Origin of the sequence: Microbacterium sp. SCN 71-21 (assembly GCF_001725695.1) — a bacterium.
GTDB lineage: Bacteria > Actinomycetota > Actinomycetes > Actinomycetales > Microbacteriaceae > Microbacterium > Microbacterium ginsengisoli.
On sequence record NZ_MEGA01000006.1, the window covers coordinates 17,988 to 41,849 of the forward strand.

Genomic DNA, 23,862 nt, shown 5'->3' on the forward strand with positions numbered 1-23,862 from the left:
ATGACCGCACGCACGCGTCTCGGCGTCGGAGTCATCGGTACGGGCTGGATGGCGCGCGCCCATGTCAGCGCGTTGCGGCGCCTCGATGTGCTGACGGGACGCGCCCACGGCGTCGACCTCGTCGTCGTGGCGGGGAGGGATGCGGCACGCACCTCGGCTGCGGCCGCCACCTGGGGCTTCCGCGAGTCGACCGATGACTGGGAGCGGGTCGTCGCCCATCCGGACGTCGACGTCGTCGTGAACCTCGCCTCGAACGCCGTGCACGCGCCCGCCAGCATCGCCGCGCTGGCCGCGGGCCGGCACGTCGTGTGCGAGAAGCCGCTCGCGACCCGCGCCGAAGACGTCGCCGCGATGGTGGATGCCGCGGCCGCCGTGCCGACCCTCGCAGTGGCCTCGTACAACTATCGCTTCGTGCCGGCGCTGCAGTTCGCCCGCCGGCTGCTCCGGTCCGGCGAGCTGGGAGCGCTGCGATCGGTCTCGCTCGGCTACGAGCAGGACTGGGCGTCACGCCCGGTCGACCGAACCGGGTGGCGCTTCGACGACCCCATCGACGGAAGCGTGGTCTTCGACCTGTCGCATGTGCTCGATCTGCTGCGCTGGCTCGTCGGTGAGCCGCGGAGCGCGGTCGCGAACGTGCAGACGCTCAGCGGCGGCGGTGTCGTCCCGGCGCGCGTGGGGACCGACCCGGAGGACTCCTACGCGGCGCTGTTCACGATGGAGGGCGGCGTCACCGCCGACGTGCGGGTGTCCCGCATCGCCACCGGCCGAAAGGGCGAGCAATTCGTCCACCTCACGGGGTCCCTCGGCGCGCTCCGGTGGAGCATGGAGGATCTCAACAGCCTGGAGCTCTTCCTCGACTCGGGAGACGATCAGCGCGAGGGGTTCCGCCGTGTGCTGGTGACCGAGCCGGGGCATCCGCTCATGGCGAACTGGTACGCGCCGGGCCACGTGCTCGGCTGGGACGACACGGTGCTGCACGAATGGGTCTCGATCTCGGGCGCCATCGCGGGCGGCGGCGACCACAGCGGAGACCTCGCGACGTTCGCCGACGGCGCGCAGGCGTTCGCGATCGCCGAGGCGGTGCGCCGGTCGTCGCGCACTCTACGGTGGGAGTCAGTGTGACGAGCACGGGAAGGTGCGTGACGTGAAGCGGGTCACGATGGAGGACGTCGCGCGCGAGGCGGGGGTCTCCCGCGCGCTCGTCTCGATCGCCTACCGCGACGCCGCTGGCGTCAGCGCCGCGACCCGCGCCCGCATCCTCGCGATCGGCGAGCGGCTCGGCTATGCACCCGACCAGGTCGCGGCCCGGCTCGCCGGCGTGGGCGGGCGCACGGTCGGCGTGTTCATCCAGGACCTCCACAACGACGTGTTCGCCGACGTGTTCGACGGAGTGCGCGCCGTCGTGGAGCCGGCCCGGAAGAGCCTGGTCATGGCCGTCGGCACACTCGACGGCCGCGGCGATGCGGCGGCCCTCGACACGCTGCGGCGCAGCCGCGTCGACGTGATCGTCGGGGTGGGCCTCCAGCTGCCGGATGTCGCGGTGCAGGCCGTCTCGCGCCATGTTCCGGTCGTCGCGGTGGCACGCGACATCCCGTCGGTGGATGCGGTGATCACCGACAACGAGGCGGGCGCGCGTGCCGCGGTGGAGCATCTCGCCGGGCTCGGCCACCGGCGCATCGCGTTCCTCGCGAACCCGCCCGGCGACGGCTACGGCGGGCGCGGAAGCGGCTACGCGGCGGCGATGCGCGCAGCCGGCCTCGCACCCCGGGTGGCGTCGAGCTCGTACCTGCGCGCGCAGGACGCGATCGACGCGGCGGCGCTGCTCGACGGGCCGGAGCCGCCCACCGCGATCTTCGCGTACAACGACCAGGCGGCGTTCGGGGTGCTCGATGCCGCCCACGACCGGGGGCTGGTGCCGGGCGTCGACCTGTCGGTCGTCGGCTACGACAACAGCTCGATGAGCCGGGCTCCCGGCACCGCGCTCACGACGGTCGACCTGCACGGCGCGGAGCTCGGACGCGCGGCCGCCGAGCTCGCCGCGGAGCGGGTCTCGCGTCCCGATGCGGAACGGCTGACGCGCACCTCGGCCCCGACCCTGATCGTGCGCGGCACGACCGGGCTCGCGCCGTCCTGAGCCTGCCCCTGCTCCGCGCTCAGCGCTCGAGCAGCCCCGCTGTCAGCGCGACGCGCGCCCGCCGGGGCACGAGGCCGACGATCACCGCACCGGTCTTGTTCTGCACGCCCGAGACGACGCTGTACGGCGGCTTCCGGCGGGCGAGGGCGCGGAACGCGGCATCCACCACCTGGGTCGGGGTCTGCATGGCGCCGACCGCGGCGCGCGCATCGCCGACCACGTCGAAGAACTCGGTCGCGGTGGCTCCGGGGCACACCGCCAGCACCGTCACGCCCTGCGGGCGCACCTCGTGCGCGAGCGCCTCGGTGAAGCTCAGCACGTAGGCCTTCGACGCTCCGTAGATCGCCATCGACGCCAGCGGCTGGAACGCGGCCGTGCTCGCGATGTTGATGACCGTGCCGCTGCCGCGGGCCACGAGCGCCGGCAGGAACGCCCGCGTGAGCGATGTGAGCACCGCCACGTTCAGCTGCACGAGCGCGTCGATGCGCTCCGCATCGGCCTCGGCGAACGCGCCCTTCATGCCGAAGCCGGCGTTGTTCACGACGTGGTCGACGCGGATGCCGCGTCCCTCGAGCTCGTCCGCGAGGGTCGCGACGGCGCCCGGCTCGGTGAGATCGAGCGGAACGACGTGGGCGCTGACGCCGTGGCGGGAGCGCACCTCGGCCGCGATCTCCTCGAGACGGTCGGCCCGGCGAGCGACCAGCACCACGTCGGCGCCGCGACGGGCGAACTGGTCGGCGAACTCGGTGCCGAGCCCTGCGCTCGCGCCGGTGATGAGCGCGGTGGTGCCGCGGAAGGTGATCGTCATGCGCACACTCTAGGCGCGCCGGATGTCCCGGGTCAGCGCTGCACGGGATCGAGCGGCCCCTCGTGGGCGAGGTCGCGGGCGTGGGGATATGACTCCCAGTCGCCCGGTCCCGTGCACGCGGCGGCGCCGACCCGCGCTGCGAGGGCGAGCCGCTCTGCGACCGGGGCGCCGGCGAGGGTCGCTGCGAGATAGGCGCCCACGAACCCGTCACCGGCGCCGACCGTGTCGACGACCGCCACGGGGACCGCGGGGACCCACAGCTCCGCGCCGTCGATCACGGCGACGGCCCCCTCGGCGCCGAGCTTCACGATCGTGGCCGCGGGGCCGAGCTCGCCGAGGCGCCGCGCCACCTGCGCGGGTGTGCCGCCGCCGACCAGGAGCCGTGCCTCGTCGAGCCCGGCGAAGACGATCCCCGCCCGCGCCGTCACGGCGCGGTAGAGCGTCGACGGGTCACGGTGCCGCCAGAGCCGGGAACGATAGTTCACGTCGAACGACACGATCGCGTGTGCGGCATCCGCTCGGTCGAGGGCGTCCCACATCGCCGCCTCCGCCGACGCCGACAGTGCCGGGGTGATGCCGGTCACGTGCACGATCCGCGCCGTCGTGAACACGTCGGCCGGAAGATCGTCGGGAGCGAGGCGACTGCCCGCGCTCATGTGTCGGCCGTAGGTCACCTCGGTCGTCGTCGCCGACGGATGAGACTTCAGCATCATCCCGGTGCCGGCACCGTCATCGACGTGGGCGTGCACGTCGACCCCCTCGGCCCGCAGCTCCCGCGTGATGCGCCGTCCCGCGCCGTCGTCGCCGACCCGTCCGATCCATGCGACCGATGCGCCCAGTCGCCGCGCAGCGATCGCGACGTTCGATTCCGCACCCCCCACCGAGAGCCGCATCCCGGTGACGTGCTCGAGGGAGCCGACCTCCGTCGCGCGCACGAGCGCCATGGTCTCGCCCAGCGTGACGAGGTCGGCGCTCATTCGTCGCCCCGCAGGCGCCGGACGGTCTCCGTCGCCGCGGCTGCGCGTCGGGTGACCTCCGCGAGGGCGTCGGCGTCGAGGGGTCCCCGGGGAACGAGCCAGCTGCCCGAGACGGCGCCGACCGCGGGTCGTGCGAGATAGTCGGCGAGGTTCGCGGCGTCGACGCCGCCGCTCGGCACGAACGACAGCCCGGGGAAGGGTGCCGAGAAGGCGTCGACGGCGGCGGCGCCGCCGAGGAGGTGTGCGGGGAAGAGCTTCACGACCTCGAGCCCCATGCCGACCGCGCGCATCAGCTCGGTTCCCGTCGCGACGCCCGCGATCAACGGCACCGCGAGACTGCGCGCGGCGGCGGCGACGCTCTCGCTGAGCCCCGGACTCACGAGGAAGGCCGCGCCCGCCTGGCAGGCGGCGCGGGCGAAGCGGCCGTCGGTCACGGTGCCGGCTCCCACGGTGATCTCGGGCACCTCCGCGGCGACCGCGCGGATCGCGGCCGCTGCCTCGGGTGTGCGCAGAGTGATCTCGATGGCCCGTACTCCGCCCGCGGCGAGGGCGCGAGCGAGTTCCACGGCATCCTCCTCCGCCGAGACGGTGACCACGGGAAGGATGGTGCCGGGGATGCCCGTCATCGTCCGAGCCATCCGCCGTCGACGGGGAGCACGACGCCCGACACGTAGTCCGACGCCGCCGAGGCGAGGAACACCGTGGCGCCGCCGAGATCCTCGGCCGTGCCCCAGCGTCCCGCGGGGATGCGGGCGAGGATGCTCTCCGACCGCTCCTCGTCGGCGCGCAGCGCGGCGGTGTTGTCGGTGGCGATGTAGCCCGGCGCGATCGCGTTCACGTTGACACCCCGAGGCGCCCATTCGTTCGCGAGCGCCCGCGTCAGCCCCGCAATCCCCGACTTCGCCGCGGCGTAGCCGGGTACGTTGATGCCGCCCTGGAAGCTCAGCAGCGACGCCGTGAAGATGATCTTCCCGGTGCCGCGCTCGATCATGGCCCGGCCGGCCGCCTGGGCGAGCACGAACTGGCTGCGCAGGTCGACGTCGAGCACCTCGTCCCACCACTCGATCGGATGCTCCGCCGCCGGCGCCCGGAGGATGGTGCCGGCGTTGTTGACCAGCACGTCGACACGCTCGTCGTCGAGTGCGCCGACCAGGCGGTCGACGGCGTCACGATTGGACAGGTCGCACGCCAGGGCGCGGAACCGGCGCCCGAGGCCGCGCACGACCGATTCGACGGCACTGCCCGATTCCTCGATCTGCGAGCTCACCGCGATGATGTCCGCGCCGGCGGTCGCCAAGGCGCGGGCCATCGCGAAGCCGATCCCGCGCCGCGCCCCCGTGACGACCGCGGTACGTCCGGTGAGATCGAACGGCGAGCTCACGAGGCATCCGCCACGTCGACGAGCACCTTCATCGCGAGCCCCTGCTCGAGGTCGGCGATGGCGGCGGCGGTCTCGCTCAGCGGCACGATGCGCGTGATGAGCGCATCGGCGGGGATGTGGCCCTCGGCGAGGAGTTCGACCGCCGTCTCGAAGTCGGCGCGTTCGTACACGCGGGCGCCGACGATGGTCAGCTCCCGCCAGAACACCCGCTGCAGGTCGATCTCACGCGGCACGCCGTGGATCGCGACGACGACGAGAGTTCCCCGAACCTTCGCGAGCGCCGTCGCCCCGCGCACGGCAGCCGCCGAGCCCGAGACCTCGAAGACGACATCGGCGCCGGCGCCGCCCGTCCATTCCTCGATCCACGCGACCTGGTCCACGCTCGTCGGATCGAGGGTCGTGAATCCGAGCGAGGCGGCCTGCGCGCGACGACGCTCATCGAGCTCGACCAGCACGACCTCACCGCCGAACCGGCGCGCCACCGTCGCGATGAGCGTTCCGATCGGCCCGCCGCCGATCACGACGGCCTTGTCGCCGTGCCGCAGACCCGACCGTCGCACGTCATGCACGGCGACGGCGGTCGGCTCGACGAGTGCGGCGTGGGTGAGCGGGAGTCCGTCGGGGAGGGCGACGAGGGTCTCCGCCGGAACGTTCCAGAACTCCTGCAGCGAGCCGGGGGAGTCGATGCCGATGAAGTCGAGGTTCTGGCAGATGTGGGAGTGACCCGCACGGCAGGCGGGGCAGGTGCCGTCCCACGAGAGCGGCATGACGGTCACGGGTGCGCCGATCCGCCATCCCGACACGCCCTCGCCGATGCGGGCTACCGTGCCGCTCATCTCGTGCCCGAAACTGAGAGGGGTCGTCACGCGGGAGTCCATGCTTCCGTGCACGACATGGAGGTCGGTGCCGCACAGCCCGGTGTACGCGACGGCGATCTGCACGTAGCCGCGCGGCGGCGGGGTGGGTTCGACATGGGCGACGGCGACGGTCGCGTCGCCGAGGTACTGCACTGTACGCATGGCACTCCAAAGGTATGACGTAAGACGAATGTAACAGTCGATCCGGGCCGAGAACAGGGGTTCATTGCTAATAGGTCACATGTATGATCTAATCAACTCACCCGCCGGCCAGTCCGGCCGCGAGTCGTCAACGACGTCGACCAGAAAAGGACGAGCAATGGCTCCACAGCAAAGACGCTTCACCCGCCTCTCCCGATCCGCCGCCCTCATCGCCACCGCCGCCACCGCACTGCTGGTGCTCTCCGCCTGCAGCGGATCCAGCACCGGCACGGCCACCGACAGCGGTCTCGGCTTCACGCCCGCCGACCAGGTCGCCGACAGTGCGATCACGGTGTGGGTGGATGCCGCGCGCGAGCCGGCGGTCGCCGCGTTCGAGAAGAAGTACCCGAACATCAAGGTCAACAAGGAGACCTACGACGGCAACGCCGGTGGGTCCGGGTCCTTCCAGACCAAGATCTCCCTCTTCGACCAGTCGGGGGAGGGCTGGCCCGACGTCGTCTGGTCGACCCAGACGAACGACGCCTCATGGGCATCGAAGGAGAACAACGGCCAGCAGGCCTTCGCGGCGCCCCTGAACAAGGGATGGTTCGACCAGAGCTTCCTCGACGGCTTCTCGAAGGGCGCGCTCGACCCGGTGACCGTCGACGGCACGGTGTACGGACTGCGCAACGACCTCGCACAGGTCGTCTTCTGGTACGACCAGTCGCTGTTCACCCAGTTCGGCTACCAGATCCCGCAGACGTGGGAGGACTACGCGGCCCTCAGTGACAAGCTCGCCGCCGAGCACCCGGGCTACATCCTCGGATCGGTCGGCGACTCGTTCGTCGGCACCTACGTGTACTACTACGGAGCCCAGGCGCCGATCTTCCAGTCGACCGCGTCGACCTTCTCGAGCAACTTCGACGACCCGAAGTCGCAGAAGATGACCGACCTGATCGACCACATGCTCAAGAACGGCACTCTCGTTCAGGACAGCGTCTTCAGCGCCGACTTCGTGAAGAAGTACCAGGGCAAGGTGCTCGGCATGCCCGGCCCGGTCTGGTACACCGGAGCGATCTTCCAGAGCAAGGACAGCCTGAACGTCCCCGCCGGCCAGATCGGCGCCGGAGTGCCGCTCCACTGGAACGGCGACTCGATCGGCACCGGCAACGTGGGCGGCGGCGTCTGGTACGCCTCCAGCCACACGAAGAACCTCGAGGCCGTCAAGACGTTCCTGCAGTTCGTGACGAGCGCCGACGAGTACCAGGTCGACCTCGCGCCGGGCTACCCCGCATACGCCTCGGCCGCGCAGAAGTGGATCGCCAAGCAGGCCAGCGGCGGCTACTTCGTCGGCGACTTCGAGAAGAACGTGACGGATGCCGCGGGCGAGATCTGGTCGGGCTGGGGCTACCCCAGCTTCAGCCCCGAGACCGCGTATGCGAAGGTTGTCGTCCCGGGCCTCGCCGCGGGCAAGACCCTCGCCTCCCTCACCTCCGACTGGAAGACCGAGATGGTCAACGAGGCGAAGGTCCAGGGATACACGATCCAGTGACAGCCCCGCACCGCAGCGGAAGGAACACATCATCACTGTCGACACGATGACGGCGCCCGCCGTCGGCTCCTCACGGGGTCGGCGGCGGGACGCCGCCGCGCGGAGGAACCCCACCCGCGCCCAAGCCGTCATGGGGTACGCGTTCTCGAGCGGATACAGCGTGCTGCTGCTTCTGTTCGGGGTCATCCCGGCCCTCTACGCCGTCTACCTGGCTTTCACCAAGAACGGCGCCTTCGTCGGCGTCGCCAACTTCGCGAAGGTGTTCGACGACTACCGTTTCTGGCCCGCCGTGCAGCACGTCGCGGTGTACCTCGTGATCTGGCTCGTGATGCAGACCGTGTTCGTCGTCCTTCTCGCGCTGATCGTGCACGCGATCGGGGCGCGCTGGCTCTCCTCGACGGTGCGGTTCATCTACTACATCCCCGGCGCGCTCGCCGGGGCCTCGAGCGTGATGCTGTGGCTGTTCCTGCTCGACCCGACGGTGAGCCCGGTCTCGGGCGTGCTCAACATGCTGGGCCTGCAGTCCTTCGTGCAGACGGTGTCGCTGGAGAACCTGCCCGTCGTCTTCACCGTCATCGCGTTCTGGACCGGCGCCGGCGGATGGATCGTCATCATGTACGGCGCGCTCAACAACATCCCGGTGGAGGTCATGGAGGCCGCCCGCATCGACGGCGCCGGTGCCGTCAAGACCGCCTGGTACATCCAGCTGCCCCTCATGAAGAAGTGGATCTCCTACATGGGGATCATGTCCCTCGCCGCCGGAACGCAGCTGTTCGTCGAACCCCGCGTGCTCTCGCAGGCGTCGAAGGGTGTCGTCCCGCCGGACTATTCGCTCAACCAGCTCGCCTATCTCTTCGCCTTCAAGCAGAACGACTTCAACGGCTCCGCCGCGATCTCGCTCATGCTGCTCGTCGTGGCGCTCGGACTCGCCACCTTCTTCGTCTTCCGGGGTGGTCTCTTTGAGCGTGATTGACATCGACGTGCGTGAACCGCTCACGACGACCGAGCCGCACGCCGTGCGCGGCACCGGCTTCGCCCCGGGACGCTGGGTCGGGCGGGTGCTCGCCCTCGTCGTGGCCGCGTTCTTCGTCGTGTTCTTCGCCCTGCCGCTCGTCTGGCTGCTGCTGGCCCCGACGAAGGACGCCCGGCAGTTGCTGGTCGACAACCCGTTCAGCATCGGGTCCCTCGACGCGCTCGCGACCAACTGGCACAACCTGATGACCTTCCAGAACGGCATCGTCTGGACGTGGCTCGGCAACTCGGTGCTCTACAGCGGTGTCGCCCTCGTGATCACCCTCGCCGTGAGCATCCCTGCCGGCTACGCCCTCGCGCTGACGGAGTTCCGGCTGCGCCGGGCGCTGCTCGCCGTGACCCTCGTGGTCATGCTCATCCCCAGCACCGCGCTCGTCCTCCCGGTGTTCCTCGAGCTCAGCGCGGTGAAGCTGGTCGGAACCCCCTTGGCGGTCATCCTGCCCTTCTCGTTCTTCCCGTTCGGGGTCTATCTGACGTACATCTACTTCTCGACGAGCGTCTCGCGCGACCTCCTCAACGCGGCGCGCATCGACGGTGCGGGCGAGTTCCGGGTGTTCTGGTCGGTGGCGATGCCGCTCGCGACGCCGGTGATCGCGCTCGTCGGCTTCTTCAACCTCGTCGGCAACTGGAACAACTACTTCCTGCCGTTCGTCATGGCTCCCGGCCGCAAGTCGCCCATCCAGGTGGGCCTGGCCGAACTGCTCTCGAACGTGCCGCTGTTCAACCCGACCTCGGCGGGGTCGGTGACGATCGACATGCCGACGCTCGCCCTCGCGACGCTGCTGTCCGTCGCCCCTGTGCTCATCATCTTCCTGTTCTCCCAGCGGTTCCTGGTCACGGGAATGACCGCGGGTGGCACCAAGGAGTGAGCGTGCGCCGTTTCGGCATGGTGGCCCGCACCGCCCCGGAGAGGCGTGAGGAGTACCTCGCGCTGCACCGGGCGGTGTGGCCCGGGGTGGAGGCCACCATCACGGCCTGCGGCATCCGCAACTTCACGATCTTCGTGACCGGCGACGTGCTGTTCGGCTACTACGAGTACATCGGCGACGACTACGCCGCCGACCAGCGGCGGATGGCCGCCGATCCCGTCACCCAGGAATGGTGGGCGCGCACCGGGCCGTGCCAGCGTCCGTTCGACGAGTCGTCGGGCGCCGCCAACTGGGTCGAGCTCGACGAGGCGTGGCACCTCGACTGACGCCCGTCAGGACGGATCGCGCCGCGTCGGGAGGCGACGACGCTGCCAGGCGTCGACGATGTGGGAGCGCATCGCGGAAGCAGCGGCATCCGCATCGCCTGCGACGATCGCGTCGTAGATGCGGCGGTGCTCGTCGAGCGTGAGACGGAAGGCCTCGTCGGTCTGGTTCTGCACGAACCGCGAGCTGGAGCGAGCCCGCTGGAACAGGATCTGCGTGATGTTGCTGGCGAGCTGGTTGCCCGAAAGCTCCATGAGCAGGAAGTGGAAGTCGGCGTCGGCCTGCGCGTAGGCGTCGACGTCGTGGATCGACTCCTCCATGTGCGCCAGCGCCGCCTCGACACGGGCGAGCTCGTCATCGGTGCGCCGCTCGGCGGTCGCAGCGGACATCGCGCCCTCGAGGGCCGAGCGCACGACGGCGAGCTCATCGAGCACACCCAGCGAATCGTCGTTCTCGACCATCACCGACAGCACCACCGGATCGAGCACGTTCCACGAGGTGGGGGGCTGCACGGTCGTGCCGCGACCGGGCGCGACCGAGACGAGCCCCTTCTCCTCGACGCGCTTCACCGACTCGCGGATCACCGTGCGGCTGACCCCGAAGTGCTGCGCGAGGCGCTCCTCCGGGGGCAGCGTGTCGCCGGGGGTGACCTCGCCGTTGATGACGACGCCGACGAGGTCGCGCACCACGGCGACGCCCAGACGGGCCGCGGGCAGGCGCGCGGGCGCGGAGCCGAACACGCTCGACGTCGCGCCGGAGGCGGGGCGGTCGAGGGTCATGCGCCCAGTGTAGCCAGGCGCAGAATTCCGTCCACGCGACGCGGCACGCTCGTCGTGGCGTCGCGCAGCTCGATCGGCAGCAGCGCCTCCGGGGCGTCCTGCCAGGCGAAGGGGCGCAGGAACCGCCGGATCGCCGTCACGCCGACCGAGGTGTGGAGCGTGTTCGTCGCCGGCCACGGGCCACCGTGGTGCTGACCCCACGAGACGCGCACGCCCGTCGGGTAGCCGTTGAACACGAGCCGGCCGACGCGCCGGGAGAGGTCGTCGACAAGGGGGCCCGCCGCGTCGAGCTCGTCGGGCTGTGCGTGGACAGTCGCGGTGAGAGAGTCGGGCACGGCGTCCAGGGCGGCGAGCACGTCGTCGAGCGTGTCGTACCGCACCACCACGACGAGCGGGCCGAACGCCTCCTCGGTCGCCGCCGGGGTGAGTTGCGCGGCATCGATCTCCAGCACCGCCGGGGTCGCGGTGAAACCGGTGTCGCCCACCCGCGCCGGCACCAGGGCGTGCGCGCCGCCCGCGCTGACGAGCGCGTGCTCGATGCGGAACAGCGAGGCGTGGATGCCGCCGTTGAGCAGCGGCTGGGCCGCGGCATCCTTCGCGAGACGCACGATTTCGTCGACGACCGCGTCGCCGTCCCGCGGGATGAAGACGACGCCGGGCTTCGTGCACAGCTGACCCGCCGAGCCGGTCACCGAGGCGAAGAGCCCGGCGGCGATGTCGGCCCCCCGCGCCGTCACCGCGCCCGGGGTGACGATCAGCGGGTTCAGGCTGCTGAGCTCGCCGTAGAACGGGATCGGGTTCTCGCGGGACTCGATGATCTCCCGCAGGATGCGTCCGGTGTGGAGCGAGCCGGTGAACCCGACCGCGGCGACCCGGGGATGTGCGACGAGCGCGGCGCCGGCCTGCTGGCCGTAGACGATGCCGAGCACGCCGTCGGGCGCGCCCGCCGCGCGGGCCGCCGCCTCGAGCGCCGCGAACGAGCGCGCCGAGGTGAGGGGGTGGGACGAATGCGCCTTCACGACGACGGGGTTGCCCGCCGCGAGAGCAGATGCCGTGTCGCCGCCGAGCACGGAGAACGCGAACGGGAAGTTGCTCGAGCCGAACACCGCGATCGGGCCGATCGGCACGAGCATGCGGCGGATGTCGGGACCGGGACCCATGGGCGTGTCACCCGCGTGGTCGATGACCGCCTCGAGGTAGCCGCCTTCGTCGACGGCATCGGCGAACAACCGGAACTGGAACGCCGATCGGGTCAGCTCGCCGTTCAGACGCGGCTCAGCGAGTCCGGTCTCTGCCGCCGCGATCGCGACGAGTGCGTCCCGGTCGGCCTCGATCTCGTCGGCGATGCGACGCAGCAGCGCTGCCCGGGCGGCCCGGGGCATCCGTCTGAGCTCGTCGGCGGCGGATGCCGCAGCCGTCGCGATGCGGTCGACCTGAGCATCCGAGGTGGCCTCGAGGGCCGTCGGGGACGCGACGCCGGTGCGCGGATCGGTGGAGGTCAGGGTCATCGGGATGCTCCGTCCGTCAGGAGACCGCGCCGCGCGAGCGAGGCGAACAGGTCGTGCAGGCCGAAGGCCCACGGCTCGACCGTCTCGGCATGGCGCACGCGGTTGACGAGCGTGCCGAGCGCCGGCGAGCCGATGCGCACGACGTCGTCGGGGTGGTGGGTGAATCCGAGCCCGGGGGCGTCCCGATCCTGCACCGGGGCGAACATCGTGCCGAGGTAGAGCACGAAACCGTCGGGATAGCGGTGCTTCGGACCGATCGTCTGGGCGACGAGGTCGACGGGGTCGCGGCTGATGAGAGCGAGCGGCGACTCGGCCACCATCGTGAACCCGTCGGCGCCGACGACCTCGAGCGTCACGGTCTGCGCACGCAGCGCGTCGAGGGTGAAGCGCCCGTCGAGCAGGCGTACGAACGGGCCGACGGAGGCGGATGCGTTGTTGTCCTTCGCCTGCCCGAGCAGCAGGGCGCTGCGCCCTTCGATGTCGCGCAGGTTCACGTCGTTGCCGAGCGTCGCCCCGACGATCTCTCCGCGCGAGGACACGACCAGCACCACCTCGGGCTCCGGGTTGTTCCACGCCGAGTCGCTGCGCACTCCCACATCGGTGGCGGCGCCGACCGTCGCGAGCACGGGAGCCTTGGTGAACACCTCGGCGTCCGGGCCGATGCCCACCTCGAGGTACTGGCTCCACAGTCCGCGCTCGACGAGCAGGTGCTTGAGCGCCATCGCCTCGGGCGACCCGGGGACGAGCGACTGCAGGTCGTCGCCGAGCGTGCCGAGCACCTCGTCCCGGATGTCGGCGGCGAGGTCGAGGTCGCCGTGCGCGCGCTCCTCGATGATGCGCTCGAGCATCGAGACCGGGAACGTCACCCCCGCCGCCTTGACGACGTGCAGGTCGATCGGGGAGAGGAGCCACGGATGCCGCGGGTGGCGCGCCTCGACGGGCGTGTTCGCGATCACGGCGTCCACGGAGCCGAGCCGCCGGCCGGAGGCGGCGCGCACGGCGGCCGCCGGCGTGGCGCTCTCGGTGAGCGCGCGCATCGTCGGGAAGCTCGCGCTGAGGTCGATCACGTCGTCGCCGCGCACGGCCACGACCGACGGACCTTCGGCCGCGGGGTCCCAGACCCGTCCGACCAGCAGGGCGTCGGCGGCATCTGTCGGGAGGGCGGCGGTCGCGCCGCCGTGCCACGTCGTCGTCATCCCGCTCACCGTCCTTCGAAGACGCCCGCGCGTCGCTCGGCGAACGCCGCGCGACCCTCTGCGGCATCGCGGGTCGCGAAGGTGATCGCCTGCATCTCGCGCTCGTACGCCATCGCACCGCTGCGCGGCAGGTCGGCGGCCGCGACGAGGTTCGCCTTCGCGGTCTCCACGGCGATGGGCGGGCGGGCGGCGATCGTCTGCGCCAGGCCGCGTGCCCGCGGGAGCAGGTCGTCGGGGGCGAGCACCTCCGAGACGAGCCCCCAGCGCAGCGCGGTCTCGGCGTCGATCGCGTCTCCGGTCATGAGCATCATTGCGGCGTTGCCGGGTCCGACGGCCGCCGCGAGCAGGGGCGACATCCCGCCGCCGCCGATCCAGCCGAGCTTGACCTCCGGCGCCGCGAAGCTCGCAGACGAGGACGCGAGTCGGATGTCGCAGGTCAACGCGGTCTCGAGGCCGCCCCCGAAGGCGTAGCCGTTGACCGCCGCGATGACGGGCTTGCGCACCTCTCGCAGGGCGTCGCAGTAGTCGCGGCGGTTGCGGAACGCCCAGGGGCTGGCGTACGCGTCGAGCGTGCGGATGTCGGATCCGGCGCAGAACGCCCGCTCGCCTGCGCCGGTGAGCACGACGGCGCGGACGCGGTCGCTGTCGTTGATCCAGTGCGCGGCGCGCTCGAGCTCCGCCGACATCTCCGGCGTGACGGCGTTGAGCTTCTCGGGGCGCGAGATCGTGAGCACGGCGACGCCGTCCTCGACCTCGACCACCACCTCCGCGATGCGCGAGACGAAGGTCGACTCCTCGGTCAGGGGACTCATGCGGGCATCCTCTCGGGGGTGGCTGCGGCTGCTCGGGCGGTGTGGAAGAGCTCCTCGAGCTCGTGGAGGACCGTCCCGGTCTCGATGTCGTCGGTGACGCCGGCGCGCAGCAGCGCCGATGCCGCCGACTGGAAGGGGATGTAGCCGGCGAATCGCGGCCTCACCCATGCCTGGTCGATCGTGGTGAGCGTGCTGCTGTAGAAGCCCCCGGACGCGGAGTCGACAGCTTCGTCGGTCCACGCAGCACGGGCGCTCGGCTGGCCGGCGTGCGCGGGGATGAGGCCGCGCTGCAGGTCGCTGGACATGAGTGCGCGCAGGTGGTCGATGAGCGCCGCGGACGGCGAGCATCGCCGACTGATGGCGATGCCGGTCCCGCCGAGGGTCGATCCGATCCGCGGGCCCGCGGTGGGTGGGGCGCCGAACCGCACGCCCCCCTCGCCCTGGGCGTAGGTTACGTAGCCGTACACGAGGGGGAGGTAGTCGAGGTCGTCACCGGTGCGCAGACGTTCGAGCAGGGAGATCGGGTTCTGCCCGATCGTCCCCGCGGGTGCGCTGCCGTGAAGGGCGCGCAGCACACGCAGGGCCTCGGCGCCGGTGGCGCGGGAGAGCAGGATGTCGCCGCGCGCCGGCTCCTCGCCGAGGCCGACCGCGATCGAGCACCAGCTCAGGAACGCGTGCGGGCCTGCCAGGCTCGGCGCGACGCGTGCGGTGCGCGAGGCGAGCGCCACGGCCTCGTCCCAGGTCGCCGGCGCCGCATCGAGGGCGTCAGGCCGCCACGCCGCCACCTGGGTGGCGGCGTCGAGCGGCAGCGCCCACGGGCGACCCTCGAGCACGTAGCTGGTGAAGCTCGGGCCGACCGCGGCATCCGACCATGCGGTGAGCTCGTCCGTCGAGAACAGCGCGTCCAGCGGATGCAGCGCATCATGGGCCCGCGCGTCGCCCAGGTGGGGGTGGTCGAGCACGACCAGGTCGAACTCCGCCGCGATCCGCTCGATCGGGGCGGACTCGAACCCCTCGAGCGGCTGCGCCTCCCATGTCAGCGTGTCGGGTCCGTCCGCCGAGAACGCCGCCGCGGCGGCGCGCAGCGCATCGGTGCCGCGCGGATGGTCCCAGGTGAGCCCGCGATAGTGCGTCATGACAGCGTGTCGGCCGGCGTCAGCACGGTCTCGGCGACCACGCCGCGTCCGAGCAGGTCGTCGGCGTCGAGGCCGAGCTCGTCGAGCAGCTCGCGTGTGTGCTGCCCGACGAGCGGGGCACCGCGGTCGATGCGCGGCGGTGTGGCCGAGAAGCGGTACGGAAACCCGGGGACGCTGATCGTCCCCTCGGTCGGGTGGTCGTAGGTGACGAACGTGCCGTTGTGGGCGATCTGCGGATCGGCCACGAGATCGGCATAGCCGTAGACGGGTCCTGCCCAGATACCCGCCGGGAGGAGCGTCTCCAGCCAGTGGTCGGTCGTCTTCGCGCGCAGGCGGTCGGCCGTGCGGCGGTAGAGCTCATCGCGGTGCGTCCAGCCCTCGACCTCGGGATCCATGCCGGCGAAGGTCGGTTCGTCGATCAGTCGCCCGAGCGTATCCAGGTCGGCGAAGCCCAGCGCGAGGTAGCCGTCGGCCGTGGCGAACACGCCATACGGCGCCCGGATGTACACGTGCGCGTTCGGCTCGGAGCCACGCTCCTGGGGCACACCGCCGACCGTGAACACCGACAGCTCCTGCATCTGCAGGGTCGTCAGCGCGTCGAGCATGTTGACGGTCACCAACTGGCCCTCCCCGGTGCGCTCACGGTGGAGGAGCGCCGCGAGCACGCCCTCGAACGCCGTCGAGGCGGTGACCGCATCGGCGAGGTACTGGCCGGCGGGCGACGGAGGCTCCCCGGCGCGGCCGGCCGAGAGCATCGCCCCCGACATCGCCTGCACGAGAAGGTCCTGCCCGGGGCGCGTCGCGTACGGGCCCGTCTCGCCGTAGCCCGAGATCGAGACGTAGACGATCGACGGATTGACCGCGCGCACGCTCTCGTAGTCGAGGCCCAGGCGGGCCGCCACTCCCGGACGGTAGTTCTGCAGGAACACATCGGCGGTCGCCAGCAGCGCGCGCACCGCCGCCGCGCCCTCGACCGACTTCAGGTCGATCGCGAGAGAGCGCTTGTTGCGGTTCAGCGACAGGAACGACACGTTGATGCGGTTTCCCCGAGCGCCGCCGGCGGACGCGAAACGCTGCCACTCGCCGGCGGTCGGCTCGACCTTGATGACGTCGGCACCGAGATCGCCGAGGCGCTGGGCGGCGAACGGCCCCGCCATCGCGATCGAGCAGTCGATGACGCGGTAGCCCGAGAGCACCCCGCGCGGTTCGTCGTGATCAGTCATGGATCCGGACCTCCCGTCCGTCGTCGGCGGATGAGCGCAGGAGCGCCTCGATGAGCTCCACGGATCGGGCCGCGACATCCGCCGTGCTGTTGTTGTCGGTGTGCGCTCCGGTGATCAGGTCGATGAACCTCGCCGGCGGCACCAGGCACTCGTACTCACCCTCACCCGGCGGGATAACGAGCTCCTCGTGTCCGCCGTCGTAACGGCTGAGGCGCACTCGTTCGCGCTCGACGTCGATCATCAGCACGCCGTCGCTGCCGAAGAGCCGGATGTCCACCTGGTACGGATCGCCGTCTGCGAGGGTCGCCGCACCCGAGAGTGACGCCAGCGCGCCGTTGTCGAACCGCACCACCGCCGCGTCGAAGAGGTCGACGGCGGAGCCGGCGTGCGCCGTGCGTCCGGCGACGGTCCGGGCGCGCAGCCCGGTCAGCCAGAAGAGCAGCGCCGACGAGTGCGTGACCTGACCGTGGGCATACCCGCCGCCGTGCGCGGGTGAGGCCCAGGTGCTCTGCTGGGGCGCGGTGGCCGACTCCCAGCGCTCGAGCATGTGGGTCGGGTCGCCGCCGAACAGACCTCGCGTCGGCGAGGCCATGTGGCACAGGGCGTACTGGATCTCCCCGATCGCCCCCTCGTCCAGCAGGCGCTTCGCGGCGACGGTGAACGGCTTGTAGTTCCAGCCGTAGGGGACGAGCAGGTGCACTCCCGCCGTCTCCGCACGCCGGGCGAGGTCCCAGGCTTGCCCGGCGTGCAGCGTCATCGGCTTCTCGCACAGCACGTGCAGTCCGCGATCGAGGGCGGCGACCGCCGCGGGGTAGTGCAGGTCGTGCGGGGTCGTGATGACGACCGCGTCGAGGCCCGCATCGAGCAGCTCGTCGATGTCGTGCGTGGCCATGCCGAAGCCGAACCGGTCACGCACGGCGAACACGTCGTCGCCCAGACCGCAGACGCCCACGAGCTCGACGTCCTCCCGCGCCTGGAAGATCGGGAAGTGGTTGCTGGTCGCCCACCATCCGGCACCGATCGCGCCGAGGCGCACGCGGCTCACGCGGCGCTCCGCAGCCACGTGCGGCGCTCGCCGCGGGCGGACTGCCGCACGAGCCCGCGCTGCTGCATCCGCTCGAGGTTTCCCGTCACCGGGAAGACGAGGTAGTCGGCGGCGGCGTCCGGCCACGTCCCGACCTCGGCGGCGATGAGACGCACGATCTCGAGGGTCGTGAGGTCCTCGGTGGTGCTCAGCACACGCGAGATCGCCGCGTCGAGCACGTCGACGTACTGCTCGGATGCCGCCAGGAACCCTTCGACCTCGGTGCCTTCGTAGAGCGGGTAGTGCGCCGTGAGGAGCAGGTCTGCCCCGTGCGCGCGAAAGCCGGTCAGCGTGCGCAGGTAGTCGTCGGTATCGCGGTAGGTCGGGGGGAACGCGGCGCTCCCGTCGGCGTAGGGCACCGTCGTGCCGAGTGTCGCATCGGAGATGAGGAGCGCACGCGAGCGATCGTCCCAGAGCGCGAGATGACCGGGGCTGTGGCCGGGCGCGGCGAGGACGACGATGCGGCGGTCGCCGAGGTCGAACGTCTCGCCTCCGGTGAGAGGCGTCACATCGTCGACGAGGCCCGTGACCGCGCGGATGTGGGCGGTGGTCTCGGCCGGGTCGTCGAAGCCGTCCGAGACGCGGAACTCGCCGTAGCGCTCGGCGATCAGGCGATCGAGGTCGGTCACGAGCGGAAGGTCGTCGGCGCCGGCGAACAGGGCGACGTGCGGCACCGCCTCGCGAAGGGCGGCGTTGCCGCCGGTGTGATCGAAATCGCAGTGGGAGTTGATCGCCCAGCGGATGCGCGCCGGATCGATTCCGGCGTCGGCGAGATAGGGGAGGAGCGTGCCCGTGACGCTGTCGGCGACGCCGGTGTCCCACAGGAGGATCCCTTCGGGGCCCTCGAGCAGGTAGAGCGCGACGACGCGCTCGCCGAGGGGTGCGACCACGCGGTGGAGTCCCTCACGGAGCAGCACCTCAGACCTCCCGATCGTGCGGGGCGTCGTCGGCGACGAGACGCAGTCCGGTGCGGCGGGAGCGCACGTGGGGTCCTTCGGGAACGGTCCAGCTGCCGTTGCGTCGCTCGGTCGCGATGGCGTCCTCATCGACCGTGATGCCGTGTCCGGGGGTGTCGCCGAGGACGATCCCGCCGTCGGCGATCTCGCGGTCGATCGCGAGGCCGAACGGCATGCCGAGGTCCTGCACCTCGGCGGCGAGATGATTGGGCACACCCGCGGCGGCGTGCGCCACCGCCTCGTTGGCGGTGAGGCCGACCGGGCTGATCGGCAGGTCCCGGGCATGGGCGGCGTGGGCGACGCGCAGGAAGTGGGTGATGCCCCAGACGCATCCCGACTGCACGATGTCGACGGCGCCGTGGTCGAACAGCGCACGGTACTGCTCGAGTCCGGTCAGGTTCTCGCCGGTCGCCACAGCCGCGCGGATCGACCGCGTGAGGCGGGCGTGGCCCGCGGCATCCCACCGGCGCAGCGGCTCTTCGATCCAGGTCAGGTCGTGGTGCTCCTCGACCGCGCTGACATAGCGCACGGCCTGCTTGAGGTTCCACGACTCGTTCGCGTCGAGCATGAGCGCGGGCCGCGAGGTGTTGCGGCGCAGGGCGTCGGAGACGATGCCGAGGCGCCGGATGTCGACATCCGCGTCACGCCCGCCCTTGAGCTTTCCGCTCGTGAAGCCGCGATCGGCCATGGCCGAGTAGAACGTCGCGAGGGACTCGTCGTCGAGGGCGATGTCGAGGCCGGACGCATAGCCGGCGACGAAGCGGTCGCGTCCGCCGATGAGGCGCCACAGCGGCTCCCCGGCGGCCTTCGCCTTGAGGTCCCACAGTGCCATGTCGAAGGTGCCGATCCCGCCGAAGGTCGCCCCGCCGTGACCGTCCTTGAACACGCGGGCGAGCATGCGGTCGTAGAGCGCGCCGACGGCCCGGGGGTCCTCGCCCTCGAGGGCGGGGAAGAGCCGATCGAGATCGTGGTCGGAGCCGGTGCCGATTCCGGTGAGCCCAGCGTCGGTCTCGAGCAGCACGACGGGCACGTCGGTGATGCCCGAGGCGATGTGCCCATTGACGTCGCCGATGGGGCGGCCCCAGTCTCGGTGGGTGCGCAGCACGCGGTATCCGGTGATCTTCATGTCGTCCTTGATCGAGAAGCTCCTGCACGAGTCGTGCTGGAAAGAGCATACATCACATGTTAGAACTGTAGGGAAGAGAGAGGCTTGATGATGAGCACCCGACCCTCGCCCCGTGGCGTCCGGCTCACCGACGTCGGATTCGGCGCCGCGCAGCTGGGAAACCTCGGCCGCGTGACGACCGACGACGAGGCGGCGGGCGCGGTCGAGGAGGCCTGGCGCCGCGGCATCCGGTACTTCGACACCGCGCCGCACTACGGACTCGGCCTCTCCGAACGTCGCCTCGGCGCCGCCCTCGCCGCCCGTCCGCGCGACGAGTACGTCATCTCCACCAAGGTGGGCCGGCTGCTCGAGCCGAACGAGCCTCCCCACGGCACCGACGACGGGTTCGTCGTGCCCGCCACCCACCGACGCGTCTTCGACTTCAGCCGCGACGCGATCCTGCGCTCGGTCGACGAGAGCCTCGCCCGGCTCGGTCTCGACCGCGTCGACATCCTCTATCTGCACGACCCCGACCACGAGTGGGAGGCCGCCTCGACGACGGGCGTGGACACCCTCATCGAGCTGCGCGACCAGGGCGTGACGAGGGCGATCGGCGCCGGGATGAACCAGTCGGCGATGCTCGCGCGGTTCGTCCGCGAGTGCGATGTCGACGTCGTCATGCTCGCCGGGCGCTACACCCTGCTGGAGCAGGGGGCCGCCGAGGACCTCCTGCCCGCCGCGCTCGATCGGGGTGTCGCCGTGATCGCCGCGGCGGTCTACAACTCCGGTCTGCTCAGCGCCGATCGCCCCGCCGCCGGCCTCACCTACGACTACCTGCCCGCGCCGGAGTCTCTCATCGAGCGCGTCACCCGCATCGCCGAGGTGTGCGAGCGTCACGGCGTGCGCCTCCCGGAGGCGGCCGTGCAGTTCCCGCTGCGGCACCCCGCGACCGCGTCGGTCGTCGTCGGCATGCGCACGGCCGATCAGGTCGACTCGACCCTCGACCGTCTCGCCGCACGCATCCCCGTCGCGCTCTGGGACGACCTGCGCGCCACCGGCCTCCTCGTCGCCGACGACGCGATCGACACGGTGGCGCCGTGATCATCGACGCCCACCAGCACATCTGGACGCGCACCGTCGCCGACTACGACTGGCTGACCCCCGCGGCGGGCGTGCTCTACCGGGACTTCACGATGGCGGATGTCGCGGCCGACCGCCGTGCCGCCGGCGTCGCCGGGGTCGTGCTCGTGCAGGCCGCGGACGACGCGCGCGACACCGCCCACATGCAGCGGGCCGCGGATGCCGATCCGGCCGTTGTCGCCATCGTCGCCTGGGTACCCCTCGACGCCCCCGCCGCCACGGCCCGCGCCCTCGAGCGGCTGCGGGAGGACGACCGGATCGTCGGTGTGCGCGCGCTCATCCATGAGCGCGACGATCCGGACTGGATCCTGCGCGACGACGTGGCCGCGGGTCTCGCGCAGGTCGCCGCCGCAGGCCTCGCGTTCGACTACGTGACGGCGTCACCGGCCGCGCTCGCGCACCTCCCGCGTCTCGGGGAGCGCCATCCCGACCTGCGGCTGATCATCGACCACCTCGGCAAGCCGCCCGTGGGAGGCGGCGGCGACACCGCGCTCTGGCGGCGCCTGCTCGCCGCGGCCGCGGAGAACCCCCGTGTGCACGCGAAGGTCTCCGGACTGTACCCCGCCGTCACTCCCGCCGACTGGGCGGCAGGGGACATCCGCCCCCTGCTGGATGCCGCGCGTGAGCTGTTCGGCGCGGACCGGCTGCTGGCCGGCAGCGACTGGCCGATCTCCCTCATCGCCGGCGGATATGCCCGCACCTGGGAGGGCATCCAGCGGGCCAGCGACACCTGGAGCGCCGACGAGCGCTCCCGCCTGCTCGGCGGTACGGCCGCCGAGTGCTATCGGATCGACCCTGGGCGTCTGGCCCGGGCGAAGGAGGACCTGTGACCGAGTTCATGCGCATCGGGGCGCCCGGTGCCGAGATCCCCGTGCTCCGGCACGAGGGGGCGCACTACGACCTGCGCCCGCTCACGCACGACATCGACGGCGCGTTCCTCGCCGCCGACGGGCTGCGGCGAGCCCGCGACGCCGCGCGCGGCGGCGGACTCGAGCGCATCGATCTGACGGGTGCGCGCATCGGAGCCCCGGTCGCGACCCCCGGGAAGGTCGTGTGCATCGGGCTAAACTACCGCGACCACGCCGAGGAGACCGGCGCCGCGATCCCGCAGGAGCCCGTCGTGTTCATGAAGGACCCGGGCACCGTCGTCGGCCCGTTCGACGAGGTCCTGATCCCCCGCGGGTCGCGCAAGACCGACTGGGAGGTCGAGCTCGCCGTCGTCATCGGCACGACCGCGCGTTACCTCGCGAGCGACGAGGAGGCGGCGGCATCCATCGCCGGCTACGCGATCTCGAACGACGTGTCCGAGCGCGAGTTCCAGCTCGAGCGCGGGGGACAGTGGGACAAGGGGAAGAGCTGCGAGAGCTTCAACCCACTCGGTCCGTGGCTGGTGCCCGCCGATGAGGTAGCGGACCCGCAGGACCTCGGGATGCGGCTGTCGGTCAACGGAGAGCAGCGCCAGAACGGGTCGACCTCGACGATGATCTTCGGCGTGCTCGAGGTGGTGCGCTACCTCTCGCAGTTCATGGTGCTGCGGCCGGGTGACGTCGTGAACACGGGCACCCCGGCGGGGGTGGCACTGGGCATGCCGACCCCGGTCTACCTGGCCCCCGGCGATCGGGTCGAGCTCAGCATCGACGGTCTGGGCACGGCGCGCCAGCTGTGCGTGGCGGCATGAGCGCCGGCGCCTGGCGGGGTGTGCGCGCGATCGTCACCGGCGGCGCCTCGGGCATCGGACGCGCCACCGTCGAGGCCCTGCAGGACGCCGGCGCCATGGTCGGCGTGCTCGACCTCGCCGTCGACGACCTGCCGGGCGCGGCGATCGGCGCATCCGCCGACCTGCGCTCGCGGACATCGGTCGCCGCGGCCATCGATGCGCTCGCCACGACGCTCGGCGGAGTGGACGTGCTCGTGAACAACGCGGGGATCAGCGCGATCGGCACGGTCGAGGAGAACGACGACGACGAATGGGCGCGCGTGCTCGACGTGAACGTCATCGGCATGGCGCGCGCGTCGGCCGCCGCGCTGCCGTGGCTGCGGCGCTCGGAGCGCGCGGCGATCGTGAACGTGTGCTCGATCGCCGCGCGCAACGGCCTGCCTCAGCGCGCGCTCTACAGCGCTTCGAAAGGCGCGGTGTACGCGCTCACCCTGGCGATGGCGACCGACCACGTCCGCGAGGGGGTGCGCGTCAACTGCGTGTGCCCCGGCACCGTCGCCACGCCGTTTGTCGATCGGATGCTGCAGAACTTCCCCGACCCCGTCGCCGAGCGGGCCGCCCTCGACGCACGCCAGGCCACCGGTCGCATGGTCACGCCCGCCGAGGTCGCGGCGGCGATCCTCTACCTCGCCCACCCGGCATCCGGGTCGACGACCGGCACGGCGCTCGACGTCGACGGCGGCGTCACCCACCTGCGCATGCGGCCGACCCCCTGAGCGCCGGGCACGCGTCGCCGGGTGCGCTAACGTGACGGCGTGACATCCGCCGCCCGCGCCCTGCCCGCGCGACGTCTGCCGGCACTGCTCACGCTGCTGCGACTGGGGCTTGCGACCCTCGTGGTCGGGGTGGCCACGGGGCTCGCGGTGCTGCTGCTGGTGTCGATCCTCCACGTGATCGAGCATGTGGTGTGGGGCCACGAGGAGGGGCCGTTCCTCGACGGACTTGCATATCCGGCCGTGTGGTGGCTGCCGCTTGTGAGCGTCACCGCGGCGGGAGTGATTGCCGGAACCGGCTGGTACCTGGTGCGACGACTCGGTCGCCGCATCGCCAGCGTCGAGGAGGGCGTCGCCGGCACGCCCATGCCGTGGTGGGAGACGCTCATCGACACGGTGCTGCAGGTGGCATCCGTGG

The 23,862-nt window shown here is 71.5% G+C and carries 24 protein-coding genes and 1 pseudogene; 11 read left to right on the forward strand and 14 right to left on the reverse strand.

Annotated elements, in window-relative coordinates:
* Both ABT08_RS01620 and ABT08_RS01625 read left to right on the forward strand, forming a co-directional pair.
* The gene (locus ABT08_RS01620) at window positions 1-1,122 is read left to right on the forward strand and encodes a Gfo/Idh/MocA family protein (protein WP_288113775.1); all 1,122 of its coding nucleotides are present in this window, start codon (window positions 1-3) and stop codon (window positions 1,120-1,122) included.
* A 22-nt stretch (window positions 1,123-1,144) separates the two neighbouring features.
* A complete protein-coding gene (locus tag ABT08_RS01625) occupies window positions 1,145-2,134 on the forward strand; it encodes a LacI family DNA-binding transcriptional regulator (protein WP_288113776.1) in 990 nt (329 codons plus the stop codon).
* Between the two features lie 19 nt (window positions 2,135-2,153).
* Here the strand turns inward: ABT08_RS01625 and ABT08_RS01630 are convergent, their stop codons facing one another.
* The 5 genes from ABT08_RS01630 to ABT08_RS01650 are packed head-to-tail and all read right to left on the reverse strand — an operon-like array spanning window position 2,154 to window position 6,319.
* Window positions 2,154-2,942, reverse strand: a complete 789-nt coding sequence (locus ABT08_RS01630) for an SDR family NAD(P)-dependent oxidoreductase (RefSeq protein WP_288113778.1) — start codon at window positions 2,940-2,942, stop codon at window positions 2,154-2,156.
* A gap of 32 nt (window positions 2,943-2,974) precedes the next feature.
* Window positions 2,975-3,919, reverse strand: a complete 945-nt coding sequence (locus ABT08_RS01635; RefSeq protein WP_288113779.1) for a sugar kinase — start codon at window positions 3,917-3,919, stop codon at window positions 2,975-2,977.
* Window positions 3,916-4,545, reverse strand: coding sequence for a bifunctional 4-hydroxy-2-oxoglutarate aldolase/2-dehydro-3-deoxy-phosphogluconate aldolase (locus ABT08_RS01640; protein WP_048809015.1), 630 nt, complete (start codon window positions 4,543-4,545; stop codon window positions 3,916-3,918). Before ABT08_RS01640 ends, ABT08_RS01635 begins: the two co-directional genes overlap by 4 nt.
* Window positions 4,542-5,300: an SDR family oxidoreductase gene (locus ABT08_RS01645; RefSeq protein WP_288113780.1), complete on the reverse strand. Its 759-nt coding sequence runs from the start codon at window positions 5,298-5,300 to the stop codon at window positions 4,542-4,544. Before ABT08_RS01645 ends, ABT08_RS01640 begins: the two co-directional genes overlap by 4 nt.
* Complete coding sequence (locus tag ABT08_RS01650) at window positions 5,297-6,319, reverse strand: (R,R)-butanediol dehydrogenase (protein WP_045247806.1); 1,023 nt, start codon at window positions 6,317-6,319, stop codon at window positions 5,297-5,299. The genes ABT08_RS01645 and ABT08_RS01650 overlap by 4 nt, the downstream gene beginning before the upstream one ends.
* A 157-nt stretch (window positions 6,320-6,476) precedes the next feature.
* Here ABT08_RS01650 and ABT08_RS01655 point away from each other — a divergent pair, with 157 nt between their 5' ends.
* From ABT08_RS01655 to ABT08_RS01670, 4 genes are read left to right on the forward strand one after another with little or no spacing between them, the layout of a single operon-like run.
* Entirely contained in the window at window positions 6,477-7,850 is a 1,374-nt protein-coding gene (locus ABT08_RS01655) for an ABC transporter substrate-binding protein (RefSeq protein ID WP_045247807.1), read from the forward strand.
* Between the two features lie 46 nt (window positions 7,851-7,896).
* Entirely contained in the window at window positions 7,897-8,823 is a 927-nt protein-coding gene (locus ABT08_RS01660) for a carbohydrate ABC transporter permease (protein ID WP_056207597.1), read from the forward strand.
* Entirely contained in the window at window positions 8,816-9,751 is a 936-nt protein-coding gene (locus ABT08_RS01665) for a carbohydrate ABC transporter permease (RefSeq protein WP_048809017.1), read from the forward strand. The genes ABT08_RS01660 and ABT08_RS01665 overlap by 8 nt, the downstream gene beginning before the upstream one ends.
* Window positions 9,752-9,753: 2 nt before the next feature.
* Window positions 9,754-10,077, forward strand: coding sequence for an L-rhamnose mutarotase (locus ABT08_RS01670; RefSeq protein ID WP_048809018.1), 324 nt, complete (start codon window positions 9,754-9,756; stop codon window positions 10,075-10,077).
* Between the two features lie 6 nt (window positions 10,078-10,083).
* On the opposite strand, the gene ABT08_RS01675 is transcribed toward ABT08_RS01670, so the two are convergent.
* The 9 genes from ABT08_RS01675 to ABT08_RS01715 are packed head-to-tail and all read right to left on the reverse strand — an operon-like array spanning window position 10,084 to window position 19,895.
* Window positions 10,084-10,854 carry a FadR/GntR family transcriptional regulator gene (locus ABT08_RS01675; RefSeq protein ID WP_288113782.1) on the reverse strand — a complete coding sequence of 257 codons (771 nt, stop codon included), beginning with the start codon at window positions 10,852-10,854 and terminating at the stop codon, window positions 10,084-10,086.
* Window positions 10,851-12,362: an aldehyde dehydrogenase (NADP(+)) gene (locus ABT08_RS01680; RefSeq protein ID WP_288113783.1), complete on the reverse strand. Its 1,512-nt coding sequence runs from the start codon at window positions 12,360-12,362 to the stop codon at window positions 10,851-10,853. Before ABT08_RS01680 ends, ABT08_RS01675 begins: the two co-directional genes overlap by 4 nt.
* Entirely contained in the window at window positions 12,359-13,558 is a 1,200-nt protein-coding gene (locus tag ABT08_RS01685) for a fumarylacetoacetate hydrolase family protein (RefSeq protein WP_048809020.1), read from the reverse strand. The genes ABT08_RS01680 and ABT08_RS01685 overlap by 4 nt, the downstream gene beginning before the upstream one ends.
* 5 nt (window positions 13,559-13,563) lie before the next feature.
* Window positions 13,564-14,370 carry an enoyl-CoA hydratase/isomerase family protein gene (locus ABT08_RS01690; protein ID WP_045247810.1) on the reverse strand — a complete coding sequence of 269 codons (807 nt, stop codon included), beginning with the start codon at window positions 14,368-14,370 and terminating at the stop codon, window positions 13,564-13,566.
* Window positions 14,367-15,506 carry an extracellular solute-binding protein gene (locus tag ABT08_RS01695; RefSeq protein ID WP_056207591.1) on the reverse strand — a complete coding sequence of 380 codons (1,140 nt, stop codon included), beginning with the start codon at window positions 15,504-15,506 and terminating at the stop codon, window positions 14,367-14,369. The genes ABT08_RS01690 and ABT08_RS01695 overlap by 4 nt, the downstream gene beginning before the upstream one ends.
* Entirely contained in the window at window positions 15,503-16,729 is a 1,227-nt protein-coding gene (locus ABT08_RS01700) for a CaiB/BaiF CoA transferase family protein (protein ID WP_056207588.1), read from the reverse strand. Before ABT08_RS01700 ends, ABT08_RS01695 begins: the two co-directional genes overlap by 4 nt.
* Window positions 16,722-17,774: a Gfo/Idh/MocA family protein gene (locus tag ABT08_RS01705; RefSeq protein WP_045247862.1), complete on the reverse strand. Its 1,053-nt coding sequence runs from the start codon at window positions 17,772-17,774 to the stop codon at window positions 16,722-16,724. Before ABT08_RS01705 ends, ABT08_RS01700 begins: the two co-directional genes overlap by 8 nt.
* A complete protein-coding gene (locus tag ABT08_RS01710) occupies window positions 17,771-18,703 on the reverse strand; it encodes an MBL fold metallo-hydrolase (RefSeq protein ID WP_169815898.1) in 933 nt (310 codons plus the stop codon). Before ABT08_RS01710 ends, ABT08_RS01705 begins: the two co-directional genes overlap by 4 nt.
* Window positions 18,704-18,731: 28 nt before the next feature.
* The gene (locus tag ABT08_RS01715) at window positions 18,732-19,895 is read right to left on the reverse strand and encodes a mandelate racemase/muconate lactonizing enzyme family protein (protein WP_045247814.1); all 1,164 of its coding nucleotides are present in this window, start codon (window positions 19,893-19,895) and stop codon (window positions 18,732-18,734) included.
* 90 nt (window positions 19,896-19,985) lie between these two features.
* Between ABT08_RS01715 and ABT08_RS01720 the strand changes: the two genes are divergently transcribed.
* From ABT08_RS01720 to ABT08_RS01740, 5 genes and pseudogenes are all read left to right on the forward strand, one after another.
* A complete protein-coding gene (locus tag ABT08_RS01720; RefSeq protein WP_056207799.1) occupies window positions 19,986-20,975 on the forward strand; it encodes an aldo/keto reductase in 990 nt (329 codons plus the stop codon).
* On the forward strand, window positions 20,972-21,844 hold the full coding sequence (locus tag ABT08_RS01725) for an amidohydrolase family protein (protein ID WP_056207583.1): 873 nt from the start codon (window positions 20,972-20,974) through the stop codon (window positions 21,842-21,844). Before ABT08_RS01720 ends, ABT08_RS01725 begins: the two co-directional genes overlap by 4 nt.
* Window positions 21,845-21,852: 8 nt before the next feature.
* Entirely contained in the window at window positions 21,853-22,692 is an 840-nt protein-coding gene (locus ABT08_RS01730; RefSeq protein WP_045247863.1) for a fumarylacetoacetate hydrolase family protein, read from the forward strand.
* Window positions 22,689-23,447 (forward strand): SDR family NAD(P)-dependent oxidoreductase, encoded by a 759-nt coding sequence (locus ABT08_RS01735; RefSeq protein ID WP_288113788.1) that lies wholly within the window; start codon window positions 22,689-22,691, stop codon window positions 23,445-23,447. The genes ABT08_RS01730 and ABT08_RS01735 overlap by 4 nt, the downstream gene beginning before the upstream one ends.
* A 39-nt stretch (window positions 23,448-23,486) precedes the next feature.
* Window positions 23,487-23,862 (forward strand): annotated as a pseudogene (locus tag ABT08_RS01740) (chloride channel protein); the annotation flags it as partial.